General features: G+C 68.2%; 21 protein-coding genes. 8 read left to right on the forward strand and 13 right to left on the reverse strand.

From position 1 onward, the window contains the following. Positions 1 to 2 precede the first annotated feature (2 nt). Complete coding sequence (locus ACGTN6_RS17105) at positions 3 to 494, reverse strand: LPS-assembly lipoprotein LptE (protein ID WP_394593894.1); 492 nt, start codon at positions 492 to 494, stop codon at positions 3 to 5. A gap of 29 nt (positions 495 to 523) precedes the next feature. Further along, on the reverse strand, positions 524 to 3,106 hold the full coding sequence (gene leuS / locus ACGTN6_RS17110; RefSeq protein WP_394593896.1) for a leucine--tRNA ligase: 2,583 nt from the start codon (positions 3,104 to 3,106) through the stop codon (positions 524 to 526). 238 nt (positions 3,107 to 3,344) lie between these two features. On the opposite strand from leuS, the gene ACGTN6_RS17115 reads away from it, so the two are divergent. Then, positions 3,345 to 3,866, forward strand: a complete 522-nt coding sequence (locus ACGTN6_RS17115) for a zinc ribbon-containing protein (RefSeq protein ID WP_394593898.1) — start codon at positions 3,345 to 3,347, stop codon at positions 3,864 to 3,866. Positions 3,867 to 4,049: 183 nt separating this feature from the next. Here ACGTN6_RS17115 and ACGTN6_RS17120 read toward each other — a convergent pair whose 3' ends face one another. From ACGTN6_RS17120 to ACGTN6_RS17165, 10 genes are all read right to left on the reverse strand, one after another. Next, on the reverse strand, positions 4,050 to 5,387 hold the full coding sequence (locus tag ACGTN6_RS17120) for a hypothetical protein (RefSeq protein WP_394593900.1): 1,338 nt from the start codon (positions 5,385 to 5,387) through the stop codon (positions 4,050 to 4,052). A gap of 85 nt (positions 5,388 to 5,472) precedes the next feature. Further along, positions 5,473 to 6,486 carry a GlxA family transcriptional regulator gene (locus ACGTN6_RS17125; protein ID WP_394593902.1) on the reverse strand — a complete coding sequence of 338 codons (1,014 nt, stop codon included), beginning with the start codon at positions 6,484 to 6,486 and terminating at the stop codon, positions 5,473 to 5,475. Between the two features lie 9 nt (positions 6,487 to 6,495). Then, positions 6,496 to 7,230: a class II aldolase/adducin family protein gene (locus tag ACGTN6_RS17130; protein ID WP_394593904.1), complete on the reverse strand. Its 735-nt coding sequence runs from the start codon at positions 7,228 to 7,230 to the stop codon at positions 6,496 to 6,498. 14 nt (positions 7,231 to 7,244) lie between these two features. Next, positions 7,245 to 8,729, reverse strand: coding sequence for an aldehyde dehydrogenase (locus ACGTN6_RS17135; RefSeq protein ID WP_394593906.1), 1,485 nt, complete (start codon positions 8,727 to 8,729; stop codon positions 7,245 to 7,247). Between the two features lie 24 nt (positions 8,730 to 8,753). After that, the gene (locus ACGTN6_RS17140; protein ID WP_394593908.1) at positions 8,754 to 9,704 is read right to left on the reverse strand and encodes a PDR/VanB family oxidoreductase; all 951 of its coding nucleotides are present in this window, start codon (positions 9,702 to 9,704) and stop codon (positions 8,754 to 8,756) included. Between the two features lie 9 nt (positions 9,705 to 9,713). Then, entirely contained in the window at positions 9,714 to 11,378 is a 1,665-nt protein-coding gene (locus tag ACGTN6_RS17145) for a choline dehydrogenase (protein ID WP_394593910.1), read from the reverse strand. 20 nt (positions 11,379 to 11,398) lie between these two features. Further along, on the reverse strand, positions 11,399 to 12,340 hold the full coding sequence (locus ACGTN6_RS17150) for an ABC transporter substrate-binding protein (protein ID WP_394593912.1): 942 nt from the start codon (positions 12,338 to 12,340) through the stop codon (positions 11,399 to 11,401). A gap of 41 nt (positions 12,341 to 12,381) precedes the next feature. After that, positions 12,382 to 13,149 carry an SDR family NAD(P)-dependent oxidoreductase gene (locus ACGTN6_RS17155; RefSeq protein ID WP_394593914.1) on the reverse strand — a complete coding sequence of 256 codons (768 nt, stop codon included), beginning with the start codon at positions 13,147 to 13,149 and terminating at the stop codon, positions 12,382 to 12,384. Continuing rightward, positions 13,146 to 14,303: an aromatic ring-hydroxylating oxygenase subunit alpha gene (locus ACGTN6_RS17160; protein WP_394593917.1), complete on the reverse strand. Its 1,158-nt coding sequence runs from the start codon at positions 14,301 to 14,303 to the stop codon at positions 13,146 to 13,148. Before ACGTN6_RS17160 ends, ACGTN6_RS17155 begins: the two co-directional genes overlap by 4 nt. Before the next feature lie 187 nt (positions 14,304 to 14,490). Beyond that, on the reverse strand, positions 14,491 to 15,387 hold the full coding sequence (locus tag ACGTN6_RS17165; protein ID WP_394593919.1) for a LysR family transcriptional regulator: 897 nt from the start codon (positions 15,385 to 15,387) through the stop codon (positions 14,491 to 14,493). Positions 15,388 to 15,597: 210 nt separating this feature from the next. Between ACGTN6_RS17165 and leuC the strand changes: the two genes are divergently transcribed. Both leuC and leuD read left to right on the forward strand, forming a co-directional pair. Further along, positions 15,598 to 17,055, forward strand: coding sequence for a 3-isopropylmalate dehydratase large subunit (gene leuC, locus ACGTN6_RS17170; protein ID WP_394593921.1), 1,458 nt, complete (start codon positions 15,598 to 15,600; stop codon positions 17,053 to 17,055). 3 nt (positions 17,056 to 17,058) lie between these two features. Continuing rightward, positions 17,059 to 17,703 (forward strand): 3-isopropylmalate dehydratase small subunit, encoded by a 645-nt coding sequence (gene leuD, locus ACGTN6_RS17175; protein ID WP_394593923.1) that lies wholly within the window; start codon positions 17,059 to 17,061, stop codon positions 17,701 to 17,703. A 94-nt stretch (positions 17,704 to 17,797) separates the two neighbouring features. Here leuD and ACGTN6_RS17180 read toward each other — a convergent pair whose 3' ends face one another. After that, positions 17,798 to 18,040, reverse strand: a complete 243-nt coding sequence (locus ACGTN6_RS17180) for a hypothetical protein (RefSeq protein ID WP_394593925.1) — start codon at positions 18,038 to 18,040, stop codon at positions 17,798 to 17,800. Here ACGTN6_RS17180 and leuB point away from each other — a divergent pair. From leuB to ACGTN6_RS17205, 5 genes are all read left to right on the forward strand, one after another. Further along, complete coding sequence (leuB, locus tag ACGTN6_RS17185; RefSeq protein WP_394593927.1) at positions 18,030 to 19,109, forward strand: 3-isopropylmalate dehydrogenase; 1,080 nt, start codon at positions 18,030 to 18,032, stop codon at positions 19,107 to 19,109. The genes ACGTN6_RS17180 and leuB overlap by 11 nt on opposite strands. A 143-nt stretch (positions 19,110 to 19,252) precedes the next feature. Further along, complete coding sequence (asd, locus tag ACGTN6_RS17190; protein WP_394593929.1) at positions 19,253 to 20,365, forward strand: aspartate-semialdehyde dehydrogenase; 1,113 nt, start codon at positions 19,253 to 19,255, stop codon at positions 20,363 to 20,365. 239 nt (positions 20,366 to 20,604) lie between these two features. Beyond that, the gene (locus ACGTN6_RS17195) at positions 20,605 to 22,902 is read left to right on the forward strand and encodes a type IV pilus assembly protein FimV (protein ID WP_394593931.1); all 2,298 of its coding nucleotides are present in this window, start codon (positions 20,605 to 20,607) and stop codon (positions 22,900 to 22,902) included. A 7-nt stretch (positions 22,903 to 22,909) separates the two neighbouring features. Then, positions 22,910 to 23,839: a tRNA pseudouridine(38-40) synthase TruA gene (truA, locus tag ACGTN6_RS17200; protein WP_394593933.1), complete on the forward strand. Its 930-nt coding sequence runs from the start codon at positions 22,910 to 22,912 to the stop codon at positions 23,837 to 23,839. After that, the gene (locus ACGTN6_RS17205) at positions 23,832 to 24,473 is read left to right on the forward strand and encodes a phosphoribosylanthranilate isomerase (protein ID WP_394593936.1); all 642 of its coding nucleotides are present in this window, start codon (positions 23,832 to 23,834) and stop codon (positions 24,471 to 24,473) included. Before truA ends, ACGTN6_RS17205 begins: the two co-directional genes overlap by 8 nt. The last annotated feature ends 1 nt before the right edge of the window (position 24,474 follow it).

Here is a 24,474-nt window from a genome sequence, read left to right on the forward strand (position 1 = left end):
CCTCAGTTTGGTGACAGGGCGCGCAGGCGATCCACCAGCCGGCGCACGGCGTTGCGACGCAGGCGCTCGGTCGCCGCCTCGCGCAGGTCGTCGCTGGCCAGCAGGTTGTCGTCACTGACCGTGAAGCGCTCGCTGACCTCGACGATCTGTTGATCCAGGCGGTAGGCGCCATCGGCCCGGCGCTGCACCGAGAAGGGCACGCTCAGGGTCAATTCACGCTCCTGGCTGCCCGAATCGAGCACGCCGAGTCGACGCTCGTCGAGGCGCTCGGCAGCGAGGTTGAGCACCAGCGGTGCGTCGTCGCGGATCGATATGCCGATGGATGCGAGCCGCTCGGCGGCGAGTCGCGCGAAGGCGTCGTCGGCGCCGGCGATGGCCAGCGACTCCAGGCCGATGGCGGGTTGATCAAGGCCGCGCAGGCGGAAGCCGCAGCCGCTCAGCATCAGGCCGGCAGCGCCGGCCAGGGTGAAGCGCACAAAGTCGCGCCGTTGCATCTTGGCTCTCTCCTTGGCCGGCGGCCGGCTCAGCCGACCACGATGTTGACCAGCTTGCCCGGGACCACGATCACCTTGCGCACCGTCTTGCCCTCGACGTGGCGCTGCACGTTCTCGGCGGCCATGGCCTGGGCCTCGATGGCGGCCTTGTCGGCGTCGGCCGGTACGTCGAGGCGGGCACGCAGCTTGCCGTTGACCTGCACCACCAGCTCGATGGTGTCGCGAGCCAGGGCGGATTCGTCGAATACCGGCCAGGCGGCGTCGATGGCCGGCTCGTCGTGGCCGAGCTCGGCCCACAGGGCGTGGCTGGCGTGCGGGGTGATCGGGGCCAGCAGCAGCACGCAGGCCTCGACGGCCTCACGGGCCACGGCCAGGCCAAGCGGGCTGGTATCGCTGAACTTGCCCAGCGCGTTGGTCAGCTCCATCACCGCGGCAATAGCGGTGTTGAAAGTGGTGCGCCGGCCGATGTCGTCGCTGGCCTTCTGGATGGTCTCGTGGGTCTTGCGACGCAGCTCGCGCTGATCGTCGTTCAGCGCGTCGACGTCGAGCTCGCCTGGGGTGCCGGCCTCGACGTGCTCGGCCACCATCCGCCACAGGCGCTTGAGGAAGCGATGGGCGCCCTCGACGCCGGCGTCCGACCACTCGAGGGACTGCTCGGGCGGCGCGGCGAACATCATGAACAGCCGCACGGTGTCGGCACCGAAGCGGTCGATCATCGCCTGGGGGTCGACGCCGTTGTTCTTGGACTTGGACATCTTCTCGATACCGCCCATTTCCACCGGCTGACCGTCCTCCTCGAGCACGGCGCTCAGCGGCCGGCCCTTGTCGTCGCGCTTGACGGTGACGTCGGCCGGATTGAACCACTCCTTGCCGCCGTTTGCCTCGGGACGATAGAAGGTCTCGGCGATCACCATGCCCTGGGTCAGCAGGCGCTGGAACGGCTCGTCGGACTCGACCAGGCCGAAGTCTCGCATCAGCTTGTGGAAGAAGCGCGCGTAGAGCAGGTGCAGGATGGCGTGCTCGATGCCGCCGATGTAGAGGTCGACCGGCAGCCAGTAGTTGGCGCGTTCGTCGAGCATGGCCTCCGGGTTGTCGGCGCAGGCGAAGCGCGCGTAGTACCAGGAGGACTCCATGAAGGTGTCGAAGGTGTCGGTCTCGCGCACCCAGCCGTCGCCGAGGTCGGAGAACTCGGGCATCTTCTTGAGCGGTGAGCCGGAGGCGTCGACGGTGACTTCCAGCGGCAGGGCGACCGGCAACTCGTCGTCGGTGAGCGGCACGGTCTGGCCCTCGGGGCCGTACTTGACCGGGATCGGCGCGCCCCAGTAGCGCTGGCGGGCCACGCCCCAGTCGCGCAGGCGGAAGTTGGTCTTGACCTCGCCGTGGCCCTGCTCGGCCAGGCGAGTGGCGATGGCATCGAAGGCCGCCTGGAAGTCGAGGCCGTCGAACTCGCCGGAGTTGATCAGCACGCCGTGCTCGTCATGGGCGCCATGGCTCACGTCCGGCGCCTGGCCGTTCTCGTCGGCGATCACCGGCTCGATGGCCAGCTCGTACTTGGTCGCGAACTCCCAGTCGCGCTGGTCGTGGGCGGGCACCGCCATCACCGCGCCGGTGCCGAACTCCATGAGCACGAAGTTGGCCACATAGACCGGAACGCGACGCCCGGTCAGCGGGTGCACGGCCTGGTAGCCGGTGGCCATGCCCTTCTTTTCCTTGGTCGCGAGCTCGGCCTCGGAGGTGCCGCCGTGAGCGCACTCCTCGAGGAAAGCGGCCAGTTCGGGATTGCCCTCGGCGGCGGCCTGGGCCAGCGGATGGCCGGCGGCCACGGCGACGTAGGTCACGCCCATCAGGGTATCGGGGCGGGTGGTATAGACGCGCAGCGGCTCGAGCGCGTTGTCCTCATGGTCGGCGACGTCGAAGGCCAGCTCGACACCCCTGGACTTGCCGATCCAGTTGCGCTGCATGGTCTTGACCTGCTCTGGCCAGTCGACCTTGTCCAGATCCGCCAGAAGCTCCTCGGCGTAGTCGGTGATCTTGAGGAACCACAGCGGGATTTCCTTGCGCTCGACCGGAGCGCCGGAGCGCCAGCCGCAGCCGTCGATCACCTGCTCGTTGGCCAGCACGGTCTGGTCGACCGGGTCCCAGTTGACCGTGGACATCTTCTTGTAGACCAGGCCCTTCTCGACGAGCTTGGTGAAGAACCATTGCTCCCAGCGGTAGTAGTCGACGTCGCAGGTGGCGAACTCGCGGTCCCAGTCGTAGGCAAAGCCCAGCGCCTTGAGCTGGCGACGCATGTAGTCGATGTTCTGGTAGGTCCACTCGCCCGGCGGCACCTGGTTCTTGATCGCGGCGTTCTCGGCCGGCATGCCGAAGGCGTCCCAGCCCATGGGCTGCAGCACGTTCTTGCCCTGCATGCGCTGGAAGCGGGAGACCACGTCGCCGATGGTGTAGTTACGCACATGCCCCATGTGCAGCTTGCCGCTGGGGTAGGGGAACATCGACAGGCAGTAGTATTTCTCGCGACTGGCGTCTTCCACTGCCTTGAAGCAGGCGTTCTTCTCCCAGAATTGCTGGGCGTCGCGTTCGATCTCTTGGGGCTGGTATTGTGCGTCCATCGCTGTCTTCGGGTACCTTGCTAGTCGAGCGCGGCGCGCGCGGCGCGGCGCATGTCAGCGGGCCTTGTCCGGCGTCAGGGTCAGCCCCATTACTTGGGGGAAGCCATTGATTCGCCGACGGCATATCGTCTAAATGGGAGAACCTCTGGGGCGCAAGGATACCCCAGCACGGCCGGCGCCGGCTATGGTGACGGTGTCGTGACCCCGACGCGGACAGGACACGGACAGGAGAACAGCGATGAGCGACCAACCGCACAAGCCCCATGAGGACCATCGTCTCAAGGATGCCTACGAACGCGTGCTCGAGCGCCTCAAGGAGGGCGCCGGCGAGCTGAACCGGGAGTCGCTGCAAAAGGAGCTCGACGAGGCGATCGAGTTCGAGTCCGACGTGGAGGATTTCACCCGCGATGAACTCTCGTTGCTGCGTGCCTGGGTCGATCGCGATCTCAAGGAGATGCGCCGCTACCTGAATGCCGGCGGGCACAGCGTAGCCCACTGGCTCGGCATCGATCTGTCGGTGCTGTCGCGGCGAGTGGTGGAGTCGCTGCTGTCGATCGCCGATCGGGGCCTGATCGAGCGGGAGCGGCTCGAGGACGATCTCGAGGCCTCGCGAGCGGACTATACCGCCGGCGAGATCGCCGCCCCGGGGCGCATGGCCTGCACCCACTGTGATGCGGTGGTCGAGCTTCCCGAGGTCGCTCGCCTCGAACCCTGCCACCAGTGCGGCCACCGCTACTTCGTGCGCGCGCCGCTGGACTGATGCCCGTCACGATCCTGAGAGGGCGCTCCTTGCGTGAGCCCCCTTCAGAGCGCGAGGGCGGTGCCCCGAGGTATCACTCCCTCGCGCAGCCAGTCGGAGCGGCGGACCGTACGCTCCCATGAAAACCTGCTCGGTGGCCCCCGAACCACCCGAGAGTGTCCTGTAGAGCATGATCGAGCCGGCTCAGCCGGCCAGCCAGGCGATCATTCCAACAACCAGCGCCGCCATCACCAGCGCATAGCGCAGATTCTCGCGCATCATCAGGCCGCCGCTGACGCCATAGCGACCCTGCAGCGACAGGTTGATTCCCGACAGCGGCCCGACGCTGGTGCCCACCGCCCAGGCCGCCAGGGCGACGAAGGCGAACAGCGTCTGCTCCGTCGGCGCAAGATCGAGCACCGAGGCCAGCACCGAGACGCCGATGATCGGATGCAGTCCGGCCACGGCGCTGGCCACGATGGCCAGGAAGCTCATGATGGCCTCGCTCGTGGCAAACTGCTCGAACAGGGTCCAGCCGCCTTCGGTCGCGGCGTCGGCGAGCGTCGATAGGCCCTGGGTCAGCAGCCCCGCGCACAGGAACAGCGAGATCTCGCCGCGCATCGCAGGCAGCCGGGTCAAGGTGTGTTGGCGCAGGCGGCCGACGGTCCAGTGCAGGCCGCGGGGCAGGTTGGTCGCCAATGCCGCGCCCGGCATCAGGAAAGTAATGATGGCGACGATGGAGAGCCCCGGCGTCAGGCCGAAGTGAAAGCCCATCACCAGCATGGCCATGATCACCGGTAGCAGCAGGCTCCTCGGTGCCATCGAGAAGCCGGCGGTGTCGGTCAGATCGAAGCGCCGCGGCAGCTCGATCAGCGTCACCAGCCCCGCACACAATGCCAGCGGCAGGCCGTGGGCCAGCACGGTGGCGTAGTCCATGCCCGGCGCCAGAGTGATCACGATGCCCATGGAGGCGAAGAAGGGCGACCACAGCGCGGCGCTGGACAGTCCTCGGTTGAGCGCCAGCAGCTGGGGCGTGGTCAGCGGCGCTCGGCGTGCCAGGCGGTCGCCGACCATGAACACCGTGGACAGGTTGAGGATGGTGCCGAGCAGATGCACGCCGAGCCAGGTGCCGGCGAGGCCGCGACGCCCGGTGACCGGCGGCCCCGAGGGTCGCGACCGACCGCGGCGGTTGCCGATCAGGCCGATGAAGCTGACCCCCACCAGCATGGCCACCACCTGGGTGTTGGCGTCCAGCAGGGTGGTCCAGTCTACCGGGGCGTCGTAGACGAAGGCCGCGACCAGCAGCAGGCCGATGCCGATGCCCGCCAGCAGTCCCGCCTGGCGTCGGTTGCGCCTCGGCAGGTCGGGCCACAGCAGGGCGGTGCCCAGCCACAGCGCCGGCCCGGTCAGTGTCTCGGCCTCGGGAAGCCAGGCCAGGCTCGCGATCCGTGACAGCAGGCCGACGAAGATCGCCAGGCCGGCGAGGGCGTGGCGGGGATTGACGTTGGGGGAGGCCGCCTCTGAGACGGTGGGAGACGACATGACGTTACCGAGTGGCGAGAAAGCTTGCATGCTAAGCAAGATGCTGCCCCCTCACAAGGCGACAGTGGCATCGATTGGCGACTCGCTAGTCGCGGCGGGGCAGGTAACGTACCGGCAGCACTGGGGCATCACGGGATTGCAAGCGATCCTGGCTTGGTGCACAGCCGAAGAAGCGTCGATAGGCCCGAGAGAAGTGCTCCAGGGAGCCGAATCCGGCGCTGGCCGCCACCTGCGCCACGCCGAGATCGGTTTGCTGCAGCAGACGATGGGCGCGGTTGATGCGCAGCCACAGGTAGTAGCGCTTGGGCGTGACGCCGAGCTCGGCCTTGAAGCGTCGCTCGAGCTGGCGCACCGATAGGCCCACCTCGCTGGCCAGCTCGGTACTGGAAAGCGGTGACTCGATGGCCCGGCGCATCAGCCGGACCACTCGGCGCATCTGGGCCGAAGTCTCCGGCTGGCGTTCCGGGGCAGTGGCCAGTTGCACGGCGTCCCCCGGGCGTCGGCGGCGCTCCAGCAGATGGTTCTGGAGTTCTTCCATCAGCGGCGGTTCCACGCGCCGCGCCAGCCAGGCCAGCATCATGTCGAGCACCGCCGTGCCACCGGCACAGGTCAGCCGGCCGTCGCCGAGGGTGTAGAGCTCGCCAACGGCCTGCACCCGAGGGTAGAGCTCCTGGAAGCCCTCCAGGTTGTCCCAGTGCACGGCCGCGTGTCGCCCGTCGAGCAGGCCCGCTGCGGCGAGCACCTCGCTGCCCATCTCGATTCCCCCCAGCTCCACGCCGGCAGCAGCACAATGCCGCAGCCACATGGCCAGGGGGCGGTCGCCGGTCAGCGCCTTGGTCTCGAAGCTAGCCAACACCAGGACGCCGTCCAGTTCGGTGGGAGCGGGCCAGTCCATTCTCACTCCAAGGGGCACGCCGTTGGAGGCCGGTACCGTCGCCTCGCCGCCCAGCAGCCGCCACTCGAAGCGTGGCTCTTGGGCCAGCCAGTTGACGATGAACAGCGGATCCAGCAGCGCCCCCAGTCCGGCGAAGGAGAACTGCGGCAGCAGCAAGATGCCGAACCGGTAGGGGGGCGCAGTGGGGACGAGGCTCCTGGTCATGATGAGATCTCAGCTTCGGTAATCGTCGCCCTCCTTGTCGAGCAGGCGCATCAGCGCCGCGAAGTGGGCCTGGGGCGCGCCCGCCCGTGTATAGTCGTCCCACTGGGCGGCGGTCTTGCGGGCCACTTCCGGAGCCACCGGCGCCAGCGGCAGGCCGCTGGCGCGGGCCACCAGGTAGGAGCGGCAGGCGCGCTCGAAATAATAGAGGTTGTCGAAGGCCTCGGCGACATCGGCGCCGGTGGCGATCACGCCGTGGTTGCCCAGCAGCAGGATCGGCGCCTCGCCAGCCAGCCGCGCCAGGCGCTCGGCCTCGTCGCCCAGGCCCATGCCGTCGAAGCCGCGATCCACCGCCACCCGCTCGTAGAAGCGCATGGCGTTCTGCTCCACCGGCGGCAGCCCGGGGCACTCCAGGCAGGCCAAGGCGGTGGCGTATAGCGAGTGGGTATGCAGGATACAGCCCACCTCGCGGCCCTGGCGATGCAGGGCGCCGTGGATGGCCCAGGCGGTGGGGTCGAGCCCCGCGGGGCGTTCGCCGCCACGGGCTTCGACCTCCAGCAGATCGCTGGCGCACAGCTCGGCGAAATGGCGGCCCGCCGGGTTGATCAAAAAGCGCTCTCCGCCCTTGGCGGTGGCCAGGCTGCAATGGTTGGCGGTGGCCTCGTGCATGTCCAGTCGAGCCAGCCAGCGCAGGGCACAGGCCAACTGTTCCCGGGCGTTGCCCGGGACCTCGGGGATCTCGCTCATGATGGGCTCCTGGCTCAGTAGTGGATCCAGCGGGTTTTAAGCGCCATGTACTTGTGCATGCCGGCCAGCTCGTAGTCGCGGCCGATGCCCGACTCCTTCATGCCGCCGAATGGGGTCTGGGGGCTCACCGCATCGACGCCGTTGACCGTCACCGTCCCCGCCTGGAGGGTATCGCACAGACGGTGAGCGCGGCCCAGGTCGGCGGTCCACAGTGAGGCGGCCAGGCCGTAGCGGCTGTCGTTGGCCAGCGCCACGCCCTCGGCCTCGTCGGCGAAGCGGCTTACCGCCAGCACCGGGCCGAAGATCTCCTCGCGGAACAGCCGGTGCTCGGGGGTGACGCCGGTGAACACCGTGGGGGCGATGAAGAGCTCGCCGCCGGCGGCGGTGAGCGTTTCACCGCCGCGGTGCAGGGTGGCCTCCTGCTTGCCGATGGCCAGGTAGCCGCGGACCCTGTCGAACTGGGCGCGGCTGACCAGCGGCCCTAGCCGGGTGGCCGGGTCCAGGGGATCGCCGGGCACCAGGGTTTCCAGGCGCGCGTCCAGGGCGGCGAGGAAGGCCTCGTGGATGCCGTCCTGGAGCAGCAGCCGTGAGTGGGCCGAGCAGACCTGGCCGGCGTGGGTGAAGATGCCCGCCACCGCGGCGTCCACCGCCGCCTCCAGATCGGGGCAGTCGTCGAAGATCAGCAGCGGGCTCTTGCCGCCGCACTCCAGCCACACCGGCTTCATGTTGGACTCGCCGGCATAGACCAAGAAGCGCTTGCCGATCTCGGTGGAGCCGGTAAAGCCCAGGGCGTCCACGTTGTCGTGGCGACCCAGGGCCTCGCCGGCCAGATGGCCGTGGCCCGGCACCACGTTGAGCACGCCGTCGGGCAGGCCGGCGGCCTGGCACAGCTCGGCCAGGCGCAGGGCGGACAGCGAGGACTCCTCGGCGGGCTTGAGCACCAGGCTGTTGCCCGCGGCCAGCGCCGGGGCCAGCTTGACCGCGCTGTTGTGCAGCGGGTAGTTCCAGGGCACCACGGCGCCGACCACGCCCAGCGGCTCGTGGGTGATGGTGGCCTGGACGCCGGCCGGGGAGGGGGCGACGCGGTCGTAGGCCTTGTCCTGCACTTCGCCGTACCAGTCGAAGAGCACCGCGGCCTCCTCGGCGTCGTCCAGTGCCTCGAGGATGCACTTGCCGCTCTCCAGGCTGTCGAGCAGGGCCAGTTCCTCGGCGTGGGCGCGGATCTCGCCGGCAATGGCCAGCATCACCCGGCGGCGCTCAGCGGGCTCGGCACGGGCCCAATCGCCGGCTACGAAGGCCGCCCGGGCGGCGCTCACGGCGCGATCCACGTCGGTCGCCTCGCAGGCGGCGATGGCGGCGACCGGGGCGTCGGTCATGGGGTTGATCGAGTCCAGGGTGGCGCCACCCGCAGCGGGGCAGCGCCGGCCGGCGATCCAGGCGCGGCCGTCGGTTTCCAGGGTGGCGGCGCGGCGCTTCCAGTCGTCATGAGTCAGGGGCATGGAGCCTCCTCGAGGGCGTGGGTATTAGAGGTCGAGCACCAGGCGAGCTCCCGCGGGGCGCGAGACGCAGGCGTAGAGGGTATCGTTGGCGGCCTTCTCGGCGTCGTCCTGGAGGACGTCTCGGTGGTCTACGGCGCCTTCGATCACGCCGCAGGCGCAGGTGCCGCAGGCGCCCTCGCCGCACAGGGTGGGCGGGGCGACGCCGGCGCGGGCGAGACCGTCGAGCAGCGATTCGTCGGTGGCCAGGGTGAGGGTCCGGCCGCTGCGTGCCAGCACGACCTCGCACTGGCCGTCCCGGGGCGTGGTATCCGGCACCGCACCGCGGAAGCGCTCCAGGCGTAGGCAGCCCGCGGGCCAGGCGTCGGCCTCGGCCTCCAGGGCGGCGAGCAGGCTCTCCGGGCCGCAGGCATGGATCCGGGTGTCGGCGTCCACCTCGCCGACCAGCTCGGCCACCTGAGCGCGGCCGTCCCGCGCGGAGACGTTCAGGCGCAGCGCGCCCTCGGGTAGCAGGGCGGCGAGCTCCTCGGCGAAGGCGGCGTCCTCCTCCCGGCGCACCAGATAGTGCACCTCCGGCGTGACACCCCGCGCGCACAGCCGCCGGGCCATGGCCACCAGCGGAGTGATGCCGATGCCGCCGCCGATCAGCACCTGGCGGCCGCCGGTCTCGTCCAATGGGAAACGGTCCTGCGGGGGTGAGGCGATCAGCGTGAGTCCTTCCCGGGCCTGGTCGGCCAGGAAGGCCGAGCCGCCCCGGGAGTCGCTCTCGCGCAGTACGCCTAGGCGATAACGGCCGCCAGCCCCGTCATCCAGCAGTGAATAGTGGCGAGTGAGTCCACCGGGCAGCTCGAGCTCCAGGTGGGCCCCGGCCGGGGCCGAGGGCAAGGGCCCGCCGTCGGCGGCCTCGAGGGTCAGCTCGACGACGGACGCTGCCAGGCGGCGGTGACGGGTCAGGATCAGTGACAGGCGCTCAGACATGGGATCTCCTCAGCGTTGCTGGCGCTGCCAGTCGGGGTGGATCCACACCGGCGCTTCGCTGGGTGCCGGCGCGGGGCGGCCGAGGATCAGGTCGCTGGCTTTCTCGGCGATCATCACGGTCGGAGCGTTGGTGTTGCCGCTGACGATGGTCGGCATGATGGAGGCGTCCACCACGCGCAGCCCTTCGAGCCCGTGGACACGTAGCTCGGGGTCGACCACCGCCTCCGGGTCGCTCGCCGGGCCCATCTTGCAGGTGCCGGCGGCGTGGTAGCCGGTTTCGGTGGTGGCCCTGGCCCAGGCGTCCAGGGCTTCGTCGCTCTGGCAGTCCGCTCCCGGGGTGATCTCCTCGCCGCGCAGGCCGTCGAAGGCCGGCTGCTCGATCAGCTCGCGGACCAGTCGCACCGCGGCGCGCATGTCGGCCCGGTCGCGCTCGGTGGCCAGGTAGTTGAAGACGATCTCCGGGGCCTTCGCCGGGTCGCTGTCCGCCAGGCGCACCCGGCCAAGGCTGGTGGGGCGCATCAGGTCGATATGCACCTGGAAGGCGTGTTCCTTGAGGGCATTGATGCTGCCGGGCTCGACGGCCAGCGACATGAAGGTCAACTGCAGGTCGGGATGCTCGACCCCGGCCCGGGAGCGGATGAAGGCGCCGGCGTCGAACAGATTGGTGCCGGCCAGCCCGCCTCGATCGGCGAACCAGCGCATGCCCAGCCACCACTTGCGTGGCGCTCGGGTCCAGGGGGCGTGGGAGACCGGCCGGGGGCAGCGGTAGGCGACCACGGTATCCGGGTGGTCGTTGAGTCGCCGGCCGACGCCCTCCAGGCGGTGGGCCTCGGGAATCCCCCAGCGCTCGAGCTCGTCTCGCGGGCCGACCCCGGAGAGCATCAGCAGTTGGGGGCTGTTGATGGCGCCGCCGGCCAGCAACACTTCGCGTCTGGCCGTCACCTCGACGCGGCGGCCGCCTCGACGGTAGGCCACGCCCCGGGCGTGGCCGTCCTCGACCAGCACTTGCTCGGCCAGGGCGCCGGTGATCAGCGTGAGGTTGGGGCGCGTGCGGGCCCGGGCCAGGTAGCCCCGGGCGGTGCTCCAGCGCCGGCCCTTCCAGGTGGTGCGGTCGACGCGGCCGAAGCCTTCCTGGCGGTAGCCGTTGACGTCGGCGCTGGCGCCGTAGCCGGCCTGCTCGCCGGCCTCCAGGAAGGCCCGGGACAGCGGGTCGGTGGGGCGGCCCGGGCTGACGCGCAGCGGCCCGTCGCCGCCGTGGTAGTCATCTCCGCCCAGGGCATGGCCCTCGGCGCGCCGAAAGTAGGGCAGCACCCGGGCGTAGTTCCAGCCTTTGCAGCCGGCTTCGGCCCAGGCGTCGTAGTCCCGGGCATGGCCGCGAATGTAGACCATGCCGTTGATCGAGGACGAGCCGCCCAGGGTCTTGCCCCGAGGGGTGGCGACATAGCGGTCATCCAGGTGAGGCTCGGGGCCGGACCAGTAGTGCCAGTTGAAGCGCGGGCCGTCGATGGCCGCACCCATGGCCGCTGGCATGTGGATCGTCCAGGAATGATCCTTGGGGCCGGCCTCGAGCAGCAGCACCCGGTATCGGCCGTCGGCGGTCAGCCGGTCGGCGAGCACGCAGCCCGCCGAGCCCGCGCCGACGATGATGTAGTCGTAGTCGGGGGCAGTCTTCATCATGGCTCCAGAATCGATGGTCAGCGCGCGGCCAACTGAGCGTTCATGTAGGCCTCCAGGGCAGGGGTGCTGCCATCGGCGGTGGTGACTCCCGTCAGCCACTCGCCGATAAGCTCGGGGTTGTCGTCCAGCCAGTCTCCGGCCACCGCTTCCAGCGGGCGCTCCTCGCGGCTGAACTCGTGGACCCAGGCGTTCTGCACCTCGATGGGCACGACCAGTTGCTCGAGTAGGGTGGCGACGTTGGGTTCGCGCTCGAGGAAGTCGGCATTGGCGATGGTGGAGACGGTGCTGGCATCGCCCCACAGGCCCTTGGGGTCCTCCAGGTAGTGCACGTCGTAGACGACGTTCATCCAGTGCGGCTCCCAGCCGAGGAAGGCCGTCCAGCGCTTGCCGTCGTTGTTGGCCTCGAGCTGCGAGAGCATGCCGGTGACGCTGGAGGCCACCACCCGCCAGTCGCCCAGGCCGTAGGTGTTGTCGTCGATGGCGCCTTGCATGATCTCGTTGCCGACGTTGCCGGGTTCGATGCCGTAGAAGCTGTGGTCGAAGCGCTCGGCGTGCTCGGCCAGGTCGGCCATGGAGTGCACGCCGGCGTTCCAGACATGGCCGGGCACGGCGAGCTTGAAGCGTGCGCCCTGGATATTCTGTGCCACCTCGACCAGCTCGCCGCTTTCCAGGCGCGGGTCGAGCATGGCGCCCTGGGAGGGACGCCACAGGGCCATGTCGACGTCGATGTCGCCGCCGACCAGGCCCTCCAGGATGATGGCGGTGCTGGCCTCCTTGACGCTGGTCTCGTAGCCCAGGCGCTCCAGCAACTGGCTGGCCACCTCGGTCTTGACGGTGGCGCCGGGCCAGGGCGGGGTGGCGAAGCGTATCTCGTCGGCCTGGGCCAGGCCGGGCAGGGCGACGGCGCCCAGGGTGGCGGCCAGCAGGCCGGTGCGCAGGATGTCGTGATGCTTCGTCATGGGGGAATCTCCTCGTGCTCGTGTTGTTGTGTGAAGGCGGCTCAGAAGCCGCAGACCCCGCCGCCATCCACCGAGAGGATGGCGCCGTGGGTGAAGCCGGCCCGGGGTGAGGCCAGGTAGAGGATGGCGTCGGCGATCTCCTCGGGTCGGGCCATGCGCCCCATCGGGGCGCGGGCCCGGGCGGCGGCCAGATAGGCTTCGCGATCGCCGCTGGCTTCGGCGGCGGCGTCGATCATGTCGGTGGCGACGTTGCCCGGGCAGACGCAGTTGACGCGGATGCGACCGGCGAGCTCCAGGGCCAGCGCCCGGGTCAGGTTGACCACCGCGGCCTTGGCGCCGGAGTAGACGCTGCTCGGCGGGAAGCCGATCAGCCCGGCGTCCGAGCCCAGATTCACGGCGTTGCCGCCGCTGGCCTCCAGGTGGCGCAGGGCGGCCTGCAGGGTGAAGAAGGTGCCGCCCGTGTTGACGGCGAAGGTGGTGTCCCAGTGGGCCTGGGTGACGGCTTCGAAGGGCACCTCCTCGAAGACGCCGGCGGCGTTGACCAGGATGTCCAGCCCGCCGAGGCCGTCCACCGCGGCGTCCACCACGGCGGCACAGGAAGCGCGGTCTTCCAGCGGTCCGGGGGCGGCGACCACCCGGGCCTCGTCGCCCAGCTCGCGGCACAGGGCGTCGATGGAGGCCGCGCGGCGGGCACCGACGGCGACCGTCGCGCCCTCTTCGAGGAAGCGGCGCACGGTGGCGGCGCCGATCCCGCGAGCGCCGCCGGTGACCAGCACCCGTTTGCCGGTGAAGGCTCCCTGAGCGCTCATGACTTGGCTCCGTCCTCGCCGTGCAGGGCCCGATGCACCAGGCGGTGGAAGTTCAGCACCAGGTGCTCGCTCTCGTTGCTGCGCTCGGCGTCGATCATGTAGCGGCCCTGGTCGTAGCCCAGGGAGCGCAGGCCCTTCTGGGTGGTGACGTTGAGCTCGATGTCCTCCGGGCCCAGGTCCTCGTTCATCCAGCGGATGCTGGCCCGGGTCACCTCGGGCAGGGCGTCAGGGGCATGGGCGCTGTAGTAGCCGAAGCGCAGAATGCTGCGCTCGGCGTCCAGCGGGATGATCATGAAGGTGCCCATGCACTGGGAGAACGGGAACTGGTAGAAGGTGTTGTGGGGCCACAGGCCGATGTTGAAGAAGCCGTCGCCGTCCTCCACCGGCCGGCCGATGGGCTCGCCGTAGGCCTCGGTGGCCTCGCGGTTGGGCGGGGCGCCGTAGGTCCACCAGTTGTCGTGGTGGCGCAGCTTGTAGCCGGAGAAGTCGATCAGCGACGCCAGGTCGACGTGACAGGGGCCCGAAAGCTGGAAGTGATAGCCCTCGATGGAGTTGTCCATGATCACCTTCCAGTTGGCCGGGACGATGACGTCGTCCTCCTGGATCAGGCGCATCTCGTCGAGGTGGGGGATGGCGTCGCGGATCGCTGCCTCGGCGTTCGGGAAGAGCTCGTGCATGTCCGCGGCGTCGGGATCGAAGTTGAAGTAGACGCCGCCGGCGAAGACCTGGAGGCGGACCGGTGGGATCCGGTAGTCGTTGACGTCAAAGGCTTCGATGCGGTCGCTGCGCGGGGCGGCCTTGAGACGACCGTCGGCGCCGTAGCACCAGGAATGGTAGGCACAGCGGATAACGCCCTTGCGCACGCCGCGGGTCTCGGTCAGCAGGCGATTGCCGCGATGCTGGCAGACGTTGTGAAAGGCATGCAGCTCGCCTGCCCGGTCGCGCATCAGTATCACGCTCTGGTCGAAGATGTTGCGGACCACGAAGGCACCGGCCTGGTCAAGCTCGTTGACGTGGCAGCCGAAGTGCCAGGCGCCCATGAAGATGCGCTCGCGCTCGGCCTCGAACAGTGCCGGGTCATGAAAATAGCGGGAGGGCAGGGTCAGGGCGTTCTCGGGGGACTGGGCGGCCCAGGCCTGGGGCGTCTGTGACATGACTCACCTCGTGCATCGGGGGATATGATGAGCACGAGGCTAGGAGGCGAGGTGGATGGCGACATGATTTTTCACGACTTCATGTCTGAAGCTATTTGATTAAATGCGACATTTATGCGTCGCTAAAAGTCATTTTTTCTGCTTTTGCGGCGAATCTTACTCCCGGATGGATTGATGTTTTACGTCATCAGTCAGGCCATTTCAGGGCCGCCGCCTCCCGTGCCTGAGCGAGTAGCTCGAGCATCGCCCTGGCGGCATTGGAGCGCGTACGGTTGCGGTGCACCAGGTAACCCAATGGGCGCTGGATCGGCGGGTGATCCACCTCGAGCTCGTGCAGCTCGCCCGCCACCAGGCGCTGTGGCAGCAGGCTCCAGCCCAGGCCGATGGCGGTCATCATCTTCAGTGTTTCCAGGTAGTTGGTCGACAGTGCCACCGGAAGACGCAGCCCGGCGGCGGCGAAACGGCCCTCGATCAGCGTGCGGGTGAACGTCAACGGTCCGGGCAGCACAGCGTCGAAGTCGCACAGCTCGTGCAATGCCAACCGACCTCGGCTGGCCAGGGGATGGTCCGGCGAGCAGACGAAGCACAGACGGTCGATCCATACCGGCACGACCTCCAGTTGGGGATCCGGGTGCGGGGCCAGGGTGACCACGGCAATCTCCAGTTCGCCGTCGAGCACCCCCTGATAGGCCTGCTCGGAATCCTGAAAGTGCAGGTCGAGGCGCACGTCGGGGTGTTGTCCGGTATAGGCCTTCAGCAGTGGTGGTAGGCGGTGCAGGCCGATATGGTGGCTGGTCGCCAGCGTCAGGCTGCCGGCCACCTGACCATCCAGGTTGCTGAGCGCGCGACGGCTGTCGTCGACCATGACCAGGATCTGGCGTGCGCGGGGCAGCAGCAGGCGGCCGGCTTCGGTCAGCGTTATGCGTCGCCCTATGCGATCGAACAGCCGGGCGCCGACCTGGTCCTCGAGCGCGGCGATCCGTTTGCTCACCGCCGGCTGGGTAAGGTGCAGCTGCTCGCCGGCACGCGAGAAGCTGCCGCCGTCGGCCACGGCGAGGAAGGCCTGCAGGCTTTGGGTATCCATCATCGTCTCCTCTGCGCCTATGGCGGTGCTCAGATGTTTCGGTATTCCTTTTTGGAATCCTTTGAATAAATAACATGAATTGCTTTTATGTGCGCGTCGCGGGACACTCACGCCAAAGCACAAGGCGTCGACGAATAATCAAAACCGCATGACGCAAGCGGCGCTCACGACCGGATTCCAGTGACAGGGCCAACGGCCCGGGAGAACGAGATGGCAGGCCAGACCCTCTACGACAAGCTGTGGTCGCAGCACCTGGTGAAGGAGCGCGATGACGGCACCGCGCTGATCTACATCGATCGCCAGCTGCTCCACGAAGTGACCTCGCCCCAGGCCTTCGAGGGCCTGCGCCTGGCGGGGCGCAAGCCCTGGCGGATCGATGCCAACCTGGCAACCCCGGATCACAACGTGCCGACCACGCTCAAGGAGCGGGCCGAGGGCAACGCCGGGATCGAGGATCCGGTGTCGCTGATCCAGGTCCAGACCCTTGACGACAACTGCAACGAGTTCGGCATCGAGGAGTATCGCATCAACGACCCGCGCCAGGGCATCGTTCACGTGGTCGGCCCCGAACAGGGCGCTACCCTTCCCGGCATGACCGTGGTCTGCGGCGATTCTCACACCGCCACCCACGGTGCCTTCGCGGCCCTGGCCCACGGCATCGGCACCTCTGAGGTCGAGCACGTGCTGGCCACCCAGTGCCTGCTGGCCCAGAAGATGAAGAACATGCAGGTGCGCGTGGAAGGCGAGCTTGGCGCCGGCGTCACCGCCAAGGACATCGTGCTGGCGATCATTGGCGAGATCGGCACCGCCGGAGGCACCGGCTACGCCATCGAGTTCGCCGGCAGCGCCATCCGCGAGCTGTCCATGGAAGGTCGCATGACAGTCTGCAACATGGCCATCGAGGCCGGTGCCCGGGTCGGACTGATTGCCGTTGACGACACCACCGTCGACTACCTGAAGGGGCGCCACTATGCGCCTGGTGCCGAGCAGTGGGAGGCCTCGGTGGCCGACTGGCGCGAGCTGGTCTCCGATGCCGACGCAGCCTTCGACAAGGTAGTGACCCTGGATGCGGCGGCGATCGAGCCGCAGGTCAGCTGGGGCACCAGCCCCGAGATGGTCACCGGCATCGGTGGCGAGGTGCCTGACCCGGCCGAGGCCGCCGACGAGACCGCGCGCACCGGCATCAGCCGGGCGCTCGAGTACATGGGGCTCTCGCCCAAGCAGAAGATCACCGATATCCGCCTCGACAAGGTGTTCATCGGCTCCTGCACCAACTCGCGCATCGAGGACTTGCGTGAAGCCGCCAAGGTGGCCCGCGGTCACAAGGTGGCCGATTCGGTCAAGCTGGCCATGGTGGTGCCGGGGTCCGGCCTGGTGAAGCGCCAGGCCGAAGAGGAGGGGCTCGACAGGATCTTCCTCGAGGCCGGTTTCGAATGGCGCGAGCCGGGCTGCTCCATGTGCCTGGCGATGAACGCCGACAAGCTTGGTGCCGGCGAGCACTGTGCCTCCACCTCCAACCGCAACTTCGAGGGTCGCCAGGGCTACGGCGGGCGCACCCACCTGGTCAGCCCGGCCATGGCTGCCGCTGCCGCCATCGCCGGCCACTTCGTCGACGTGCGTGCTCTCGGCGGCGCCGCCAACGACGACACCCAGCAGCAGGAGGCCTGAGCCATGCAGAAATTCGAACGCCTCGACGGCCTGGTCGCGCCGCTGGACCGTGCCAACGTCGACACCGATCTGATCATTCCCAAGCAGTTCCTGAAGTCGATCAAGCGTACCGGCTTCGGCGTCAACCTGTTCGACGAGCTGCGTTACCTCGATGAGGGACAGCCGGGCCAGGACTGCTCGCAGCGTCCGCTGAATCACGACTTCGTGCTCAACCAGCCCCGCTATCAGGGAGCCAGCGTGCTGCTGGCGCGTCAGAACTTTGGCTGCGGCAGCTCTCGCGAGCATGCTCCCTGGGCGCTGGCCGATTTCGGCTTCCAGGTGGTGATCGCGCCGAGCTTCGCCGACATCTTCTACAACAATGCCTTCAAGAACGGCATCCTGCTGATCACGCTCCCCGAGCGTGTCGTCGATCGGCTGTTCGCCGAGGTCGAGGCCGCCGAGGGCTACCGCCTCGATGTGGATCTCGAGGCCCAGCGCGTCACCACGCCGTCCGGCGAGATCCTCGAGTTCGAGGTGGATGCGTTCCGCAAGCACTGTCTGCTCGAAGGCCTCGACGACATTGGCATCACGTTGCAGAACGAGGATGCCATTCGCGCCTTCGAACAGAAGCATCGAGCGGCGCGGCCCTGGCTGTTTCGCGAAGCCTGACCCGGCTTCGCCGGGAGCCGGAAGAGCGCCCGCTTCGCGGACGTAAGCTTGAAGAGCGGTGCTTCGCACCTGGAAGAACGCCCGCTTCGCGGGCTTAAGCTGGAAGCTTGAAGAAAACCTGGCCGGGCTTCGCCCGGAGCTTGAAGTCATAAGCTTGAAGCTTGCAGAAAACCCTTGATCCCGACGTCGTCGGGCTCATGCTGCCTTCCAGCTTCCAGCTTCCAGCTTCCAGCTTCCAGCTTCCAGCTTCCAGCTTCCAGCTTCCAGCTTCCAGCTTCCAGCTTCCAGCTTCCAGCTTCCAGCTGAACTTCAATAAGGATTGATGGATGACACGCAAGATTCTGGTTCTCCCGGGCGACGGTATTGGCCCGGAAATCACCGCCCAGGCCAGCCGCGTGCTGGCCGCTTGCCAGGCCCGTGGCCTGGACGTCGAGGTCGAGGAGGCCCCGGTCGGCGGTACTGCCTATGACCTCGAGGGCTCGCCGCTGCCGGAGAGCACCCTGGCCAAGGCTCGGGCTGCCGATGCCGTGCTGCTGGGTGCGGTGGGCGGCCCCAAGTGGGACAAGCTCGAGGACATCAGCAAGCGCCCCGAGAAGGGCCTGTTGGGCCTGCGCAAGGAGCTCGGCCTGTTCGGTAACCTGCGCCCGGCGCTGCTCTACCCGCAGCTGGCCGAGGCCTCAAGCCTCAAGCCCGAGCTGGTGTCCGGTCTGGACATCATGATCGTGCGCGAGCTTACCGGCGGCATCTACTTCGGTCAGCCGCGCGGCATCGAAGAGCGCGACGGCCAGCGCGTCGGCTACAACACCTACGTCTACTCCGAGGCCGAGATCGAGCGCATCGGTCGCGTCGCCTTCGAGATGGCGCAGAAGCGCGGCAAGAAGCTGTGCTCGGTGGACAAGGCCAACGTGCTCGAGGTCACCATGCTGTGGCGCGAGGTCATGGAGCGTCTGGCGCCGGAGTATCCGGACGTCGAGCTGTCCCACATGTACGTCGACAACGCCGCCATGCAGCTGGTCCGCGCGCCCAAGCAGTTCGACGTGGTGGTCACTGGCAACATGTTCGGCGACATCCTCTCCGATGCCGCGGCCATGCTCACCGGCTCCATCGGCATGCTGCCCTCGGCCTCGCTCAACGAGTCCGGCCAGGGCATGTACGAGCCCTGCCACGGCAGCGCCCCGGACATCGCCGGCCAGAACGTTGCCAATCCGCTGGCCACCATTCTCTCGGTGGCCATGATGCTGCGTTACTCCCTGGGCGAAGCGGCGCTGGCAGAGCGTATCGAGGCGGCGGTAGGCAAGGTCCTCGACGACGGTCTGCGTACCGCCGACATCGCCGCCGAAGGCGAGCGGGCCGTGTCCACCCGCGAGATGGGCGACGCCGTGCTGGCGGCCTTCGAAGCCCTGTAGGCGACGGCCTTGCGGCAAGTGAACTCCGAGTCGCCCGACCCCGGGGTTCGCGCCTGCCGGGGCCGGTCGATCCCGGCAGGCCGCTGATAACCCACTCTCCATCCTGTATACTAATGGGTTCAATTCTTTCTGGAGGACTTCACATGTTGAAAGTCGGTTTCGTTGGATGGCGTGGCATGGTGGGTTCCGTGCTCATGCAGCGGATGGTGGAAGATGGAGACTTCAACGGCATCGAGCCGATCTTCTTCACCACCTCCCAGGTCGGCCAGGCCGGCCCCGACGTCGGCGTGGACGTGCCTCCGCTGAAGGACGCCTTCGACCTAGAGTCGCTCAAGGCCCTGGACGTGGTGGTGACCTGTCAGGGCGGCGACTACACCAAGAAGGTCTATGAGGACCTGCGCGGCGCCGGCTGGAAGGGCTACTGGATCGACGCCGCCAGTACCCTGCGCATGGCCGACGACGCCACCATCGTGCTGGACCCGGTCAACCGCAAGGTCATCGACGAGCAGCTGGCCCGCGGTGCCAAGACCTTCACCGGCGGCAACTGCACCGTCAGCCTGATGCTGATGGGGCTGGGCGGTCTGTTCGAGGCGGACATGGTCGAGTGGATGACCTCCATGACCTATCAGGCGGCCTCCGGCTCCGGCGCCAAGCACATGCGCGAGCTGCTCAACCAGATGGGTACGCTGCGCGACAGTGTGGCCGACGAGCTTGCCGATCCCGCCAGCGCCATTCTCGACATCGATCGCAAGGTGACCGCGGCCATGCGCGGTGGTGACTTCCCGACCGACAACTTCGGCGCGCCGCTGGCCGGCAGCCTGCTGCCGTGGATCGACTCCAAGCTCGACAACGGCCAGAGCCGTGAGGAGTGGAAGGGCAACGTCGAGACCAACAAGATTCTCGGTCTGCAGGACAACCCGGTGCCGATCGACGGCCTGTGCGTGCGCATCGGCGCCATGCGTTCCCACAGCCAGGCGTTTACCATCAAGCTCAAGCAGGATGTGCCGCTCGACGAGATCGAGGAGCGCATCGCGACCCACAACGACTGGGTCAAGCTGATCCCCAACGACAAGGATGCCACCATCGATGGCCTGACGCCGGCCGCCGCCACCGGCACCCTGACCGTGCCGGTCGGCCGCCTGCGTAAGCTGGCCATGGGTGGCGAGTACCTGTCGGCCTTCAGCGTCGGCGATCAGCTGCTGTGGGGGGCCGCCGAGCCGCTGAAGCGCATGCTCAAGATCCTGCGCGAACAGTAAGCTCGAGCAATCCCGGCGATTCGGCGGGGCGACTCCTTCGGAGTCGCCCCGTCTTCGTTTATGGGCGCGTTCGCCGTGGCGTGCTGCCATGGTTTACGTTGAATGCATCAGCGTCGATCCCATGCGTCATGATCCGGTGCTGGGTCGAGCATGCCAGAGGCCGGGTCACCCATTGTGCGGACTGGCCTGAGTCGCCGTTGAGGTATCAGGGTACGGGAGGGGTGATCGCCAGGAGGGCCATGAAACGCAAGCTATCGCCTATCATGCTGCTGCCGCTGTCACTGGCCAGTTCGCTCGCGCTGGCCCTCGGGCTGGGCGATGCCGAAGTCGACTCGCCGCTCGATGCGCCACTGCATGCCACCATTCCGCTGACCGATACCGGCGGTCTCGACCCGGATACGCTCAGCGTATCGCTGGCCGGCGCCGAGGCCTATCGTTCTGCCGGCCTTGTACGCACTGCACTGGCGGCGAGCGTCCGGATGGCGGTTCGTCGCCAGCGTGGGCGTCTGGTGCTGGAGCTGACCACCAGGCAGCCGGTGAGTGAGCCATGGCTTGACCTGATGTTGAGCCTCGACTGGCCAGGCGGCCGCCGGTTGCGCGAGGTCACCCTGCTGCTCGACCCTCCCGGCTATGCGGCCATGCCGGTGCTGCTCGAGGGCGCGAACGGTTCTAAGGATGTCGAGGTGCCGCCCCCGGAGAATACCGAGAAGGCGACGCTGTCCGTTGCCGAGCGGGATGCGGAAAACCCGGCGCGAGTGCGCAGCGGCGATACCCTCTGGGCAGTGGCGGAGAGGCTGCGGCCCGATGCGGCTATTGGCATGGATCAGATGATGGTGGCGCTGGTCGAGGCCAATCCCGAGGTCTTTCCGTCGGGCAACGCCAACCAGATGCGAGCCGGCCATACCCTGTCAGTGCCGGGGCGAGCGGCCATCGTGGCCCGCTCCTCGGCGCGAGCGTCGGCACTGATGGAGGACATGAATCGTGCCTGGGCCAGCCGCGGTGACGGGGTGCCGGCACCGGTAGCCCTGGGCGATGACGAGCCGTCAACCGTCGTCGCCGAGCCGCCCCAGGTCGCACGCTTGACCCTGTTGACCGACGAGCAGGCGGCCGCCGGTCTTGCCAGGGCGGCGAGCGAGGCAGCGACAGAGGTGCCGGATGCCGACCCCGAGGGGGCTACGCCTCAATTTTCAGGTGGGATTCAGTATCTGGAGGACGAGGTGCTGGCCTCGCTCACTGGCCGAGGAGGGCCGGGTGAGGAAACGCGTCTGCAGCGCCTGGAGCGGCGTTGGGAGGAAGGGCTCGAGAGGCTGGACGACGTCCAGGCCGAGCGGGATGCCCTGGAAGCCGAGCTCGACGAGTTGCGTGACGAGCTCGATGCGCTGCGCGCGCGAGTGGCAGGGCTGACCGCCGTTGGGGCGGAGGGGGTGGCGGCGCGAGGCGTCGTGCCGCCGGCTGCCGATGCCGAACCGGCAAGTGTCTGGTGGGTGCTGCCGGTGCGTCCGTGGGCTCTTGGCGTAGCAGCGATCATCCTGCTGCTGGTGTCATGGGGATGGATACGACATCGACGGCAGGGCAGGGCACCCGCCCCGTCCTTTGACGACGCCCTGATAGCCAGGCCGCCTGGGGAGACCGAGCCGTCCAGCGTCGAGGCGGCGCCGACAGGCTCAGCCGGCGCTACTGCACGTTCTGACATGCTTGAAACGGAGGCCATCGGCGAGGTCGATATCTTCATCGCCTACGGGCGCTATGAGCAGGCTCGGGAGCTGCTGGAAGCGGGCATCGCTCGCGAGCCCGAGCGTGACGACTTGCGTTTGACGCTGCTGCGGGTCCTGCTCGAACAGGGCGACCGTGCCGCCGCCGAGGCGCAGGCAGAACGCCTGCAGGTCTCCGCCAGCGACGCGACGCGTGCCGAAACCGAGCGACTGATGGGGCATCTGGCCGATGGTGCTCCTTCCGCTGGCGGGCCCGCCGTGTTCAGCGCCGCCGATGAGCCGTCCCGTCAACGCCCGCCCTTGGGCGAGCCGGCCTCACGCGAGTCTGCCGGGACGCAGAATCTGACGGCGGCGGGCGACCTTTCCTCGTCAGGCATGCCATCGGGAGCGCCGGAGTCGCCTCGTGGGGATGAGGCGGCCGAGTCTCATCTCGAGACACCCGAGTCGATGCCCCAGGTGGGGTCTCGAGAGAACGACGAGGACGTTCATGTCATCGATTACCGGCCGCCGTCGCTCGAGCCGGACGAGCCCCGGGAAGAGACGCCTCAACCACCTGGCATCGATGTCGCGTCGACGTCCGCCGGCTCGTCCCGCGCAAGTGAGGAATGGGACATCGAGGAGGTGGCGTTTCCGTCGCTGGATGGGGATAATGTCGACTCTGCCGACGAGGCTGCCTCGGGGGTGACCCTGGCCGAGGCACGCCACCTGCTCGAGGTCGGAGAGGTTCGCGAAGCACGCGTCCTGCTGGAGCGCCTGCTCGAGGCGTCCGGCGATACCGTTGCCCGGCTGGAGGCCCGCGATCTGCTCGACCGCTATCAGCCATGACACACGCATGACTCTTTTTCATCGTCTCGACGAACATCAACCGCTCAGTGGCCGGCTGGCCATGGCGGTGGAGTACGACGGCACTGCCTACTGCGGCTGGCAGCGCCTGAAGCACGCCGCTTCGGTGCAGGCCTCTCTGGAGGCGTCTCTGTCCCGGGTGGCTGCCGCCCCGGTCAAGGTTCTGTGCAGTGGCCGCACCGATTCCGGCGTTCACGCGACTCGCCAGGTCATTCACTTCGACCCGCCCTCGCCGCGTTCGGAGAAGGCCTGGGTGTACGGCGTCAATGCCAACCTGCCCCGCGATATCGCGGTGCGCTGGGTCGCGCCGGTGCCCGATGACTTTCATGCCCGCTTCAAGGCCCTGGCGCGGCGCTATCGCTATGTGCTGCTCAACCAGCCCAGCCGCCCGGTCATGGAGCGCGCCAACGTGACCTGGTGTCGCGATCCGCTCGACGCCGAGGCCATGCACCGCGCCGCCCAGTCGCTGGTCGGCGAGCATGACTTCTCGTCTTTTCGAGCCGCCGGCTGCCAGTCGAAGACCCCCTGGCGCCACCTGCATTTCATCGAGGTGCATCGCCACGGGCCGCTGGTGGTCATCGACGTCCAGGGCAATGCCTTCTTGCACCACATGATTCGCAACATCGCCGGCGCCCTGGTCGCAGTGGGGCGTGGCGAGCAGGGCGAGGACTACATCGCCCGCCTGCTGGCGCTGCGTGATCGCACTCAGGGCGACGTTACCGCCCCGGCCTGCGGCCTGCATTTCGTCGACTCCCTTTACGACGAATGCTGGGGGCTGCCGTCGGAACCCCTGGGCCCCAACCTGCTGGCCTTCCTCGGCGAGTGGACCGGCGAACGACCACTGCCGGACTGCCCGATGGTCGAGTTCCGCCGTGGCAGGCCACTGGCGGAGACGGTGGAGGAGGGCGGCGATGCTTGAACATGGCGTGCCCCTCTACCGTACCCGGGTCAAGCTCTGTGGCTTGACCCGCCCCGAGGACGTCGATGCCGCCGTGGCGGCCGGTGCCGACGCCCTGGGCTTCGTGCTGTGGCCCGGCAGCAAGCGAGCCGTGGATGTCGAGCGGTTGGCGATGTTGAGCGCTCGGGTGCCGGCCTTCGTCACCCGGGTCGGGCTGTTCGTCGATCCCGATCCCGAACTGGTGGCCAGTGCCGCCGAGCACCTGGACCTGCTGCAGTTCCATGGCGAGGAGGCGCCGGCTTTCTGCGAGGCGGTCGGCAGGCCCTGGATCAAGGCGCTGCGCATGCGCGACAAGCTGGATCTGCTGCAGGCGGCACGCGATTATACCGGCGCCCGGGCGCTGCTGCTCGACGCCTATCGCCCCGGCGTGCCGGGCGGCACCGGGGAGACCTTCGACTGGTCGCGTATCCCCGCAAGTCTGGCAAAACCTGTTATTCTCGCCGGGGGCCTGACGCCGTCCAACGTGGCCGAGGCCATCGCATCGGTGCGGCCCTTCGCGGTGGATGTCTCCGGCGGCATCGAGGCCGCCCCGGGGGTCAAGGATGCCGAACTGATGGCTGACTTCCTCAAGGCGGTGCGTCGCGCCGATACCTGAT

Source organism: Halomonas sp. B23F22_20 (assembly GCF_043496985.1).
Taxonomy (GTDB): Bacteria; Pseudomonadota; Gammaproteobacteria; order Pseudomonadales; family Halomonadaceae; genus Halomonas.

Bases quoted from the DNA above. Each gene is read 5' to 3' on its own strand.
- ACGTN6_RS17105 (WP_394593894.1), bottom strand. From the start codon at position 494: ATGCAACGGCGCGACTTTGTGCGCTTCACCCTGGCCGGCGCTGCCGGC.
- leuS (WP_394593896.1), bottom strand. From the start codon at position 3,106: ATGGACGCACAATACCAGCCCCAAGAGATCGAACGCGACGCCCAGCAA.
- ACGTN6_RS17115 (WP_394593898.1), top strand. From the start codon at position 3,345: ATGAGCGACCAACCGCACAAGCCCCATGAGGACCATCGTCTCAAGGAT.
- ACGTN6_RS17120 (WP_394593900.1), bottom strand. From the start codon at position 5,387: ATGTCGTCTCCCACCGTCTCAGAGGCGGCCTCCCCCAACGTCAATCCC.
- ACGTN6_RS17125 (WP_394593902.1), bottom strand. From the start codon at position 6,486: ATGACCAGGAGCCTCGTCCCCACTGCGCCCCCCTACCGGTTCGGCATC.
- ACGTN6_RS17130 (WP_394593904.1), bottom strand. From the start codon at position 7,230: ATGAGCGAGATCCCCGAGGTCCCGGGCAACGCCCGGGAACAGTTGGCC.
- ACGTN6_RS17135 (WP_394593906.1), bottom strand. From the start codon at position 8,729: ATGCCCCTGACTCATGACGACTGGAAGCGCCGCGCCGCCACCCTGGAA.
- ACGTN6_RS17140 (WP_394593908.1), bottom strand. From the start codon at position 9,704: ATGTCTGAGCGCCTGTCACTGATCCTGACCCGTCACCGCCGCCTGGCA.
- ACGTN6_RS17145 (WP_394593910.1), bottom strand. From the start codon at position 11,378: ATGAAGACTGCCCCCGACTACGACTACATCATCGTCGGCGCGGGCTCG.
- ACGTN6_RS17150 (WP_394593912.1), bottom strand. From the start codon at position 12,340: ATGACGAAGCATCACGACATCCTGCGCACCGGCCTGCTGGCCGCCACC.
- ACGTN6_RS17155 (WP_394593914.1), bottom strand. From the start codon at position 13,149: ATGAGCGCTCAGGGAGCCTTCACCGGCAAACGGGTGCTGGTCACCGGC.
- ACGTN6_RS17160 (WP_394593917.1), bottom strand. From the start codon at position 14,303: ATGTCACAGACGCCCCAGGCCTGGGCCGCCCAGTCCCCCGAGAACGCC.
- ACGTN6_RS17165 (WP_394593919.1), bottom strand. From the start codon at position 15,387: ATGGATACCCAAAGCCTGCAGGCCTTCCTCGCCGTGGCCGACGGCGGC.
- leuC (WP_394593921.1), top strand. From the start codon at position 15,598: ATGGCAGGCCAGACCCTCTACGACAAGCTGTGGTCGCAGCACCTGGTG.
- leuD (WP_394593923.1), top strand. From the start codon at position 17,059: ATGCAGAAATTCGAACGCCTCGACGGCCTGGTCGCGCCGCTGGACCGT.
- leuB (WP_394593927.1), top strand. From the start codon at position 18,030: ATGACACGCAAGATTCTGGTTCTCCCGGGCGACGGTATTGGCCCGGAA.
- asd (WP_394593929.1), top strand. From the start codon at position 19,253: ATGTTGAAAGTCGGTTTCGTTGGATGGCGTGGCATGGTGGGTTCCGTG.
- ACGTN6_RS17195 (WP_394593931.1), top strand. From the start codon at position 20,605: ATGAAACGCAAGCTATCGCCTATCATGCTGCTGCCGCTGTCACTGGCC.
- truA (WP_394593933.1), top strand. From the start codon at position 22,910: ATGACTCTTTTTCATCGTCTCGACGAACATCAACCGCTCAGTGGCCGG.
- ACGTN6_RS17205 (WP_394593936.1), top strand. From the start codon at position 23,832: ATGCTTGAACATGGCGTGCCCCTCTACCGTACCCGGGTCAAGCTCTGT.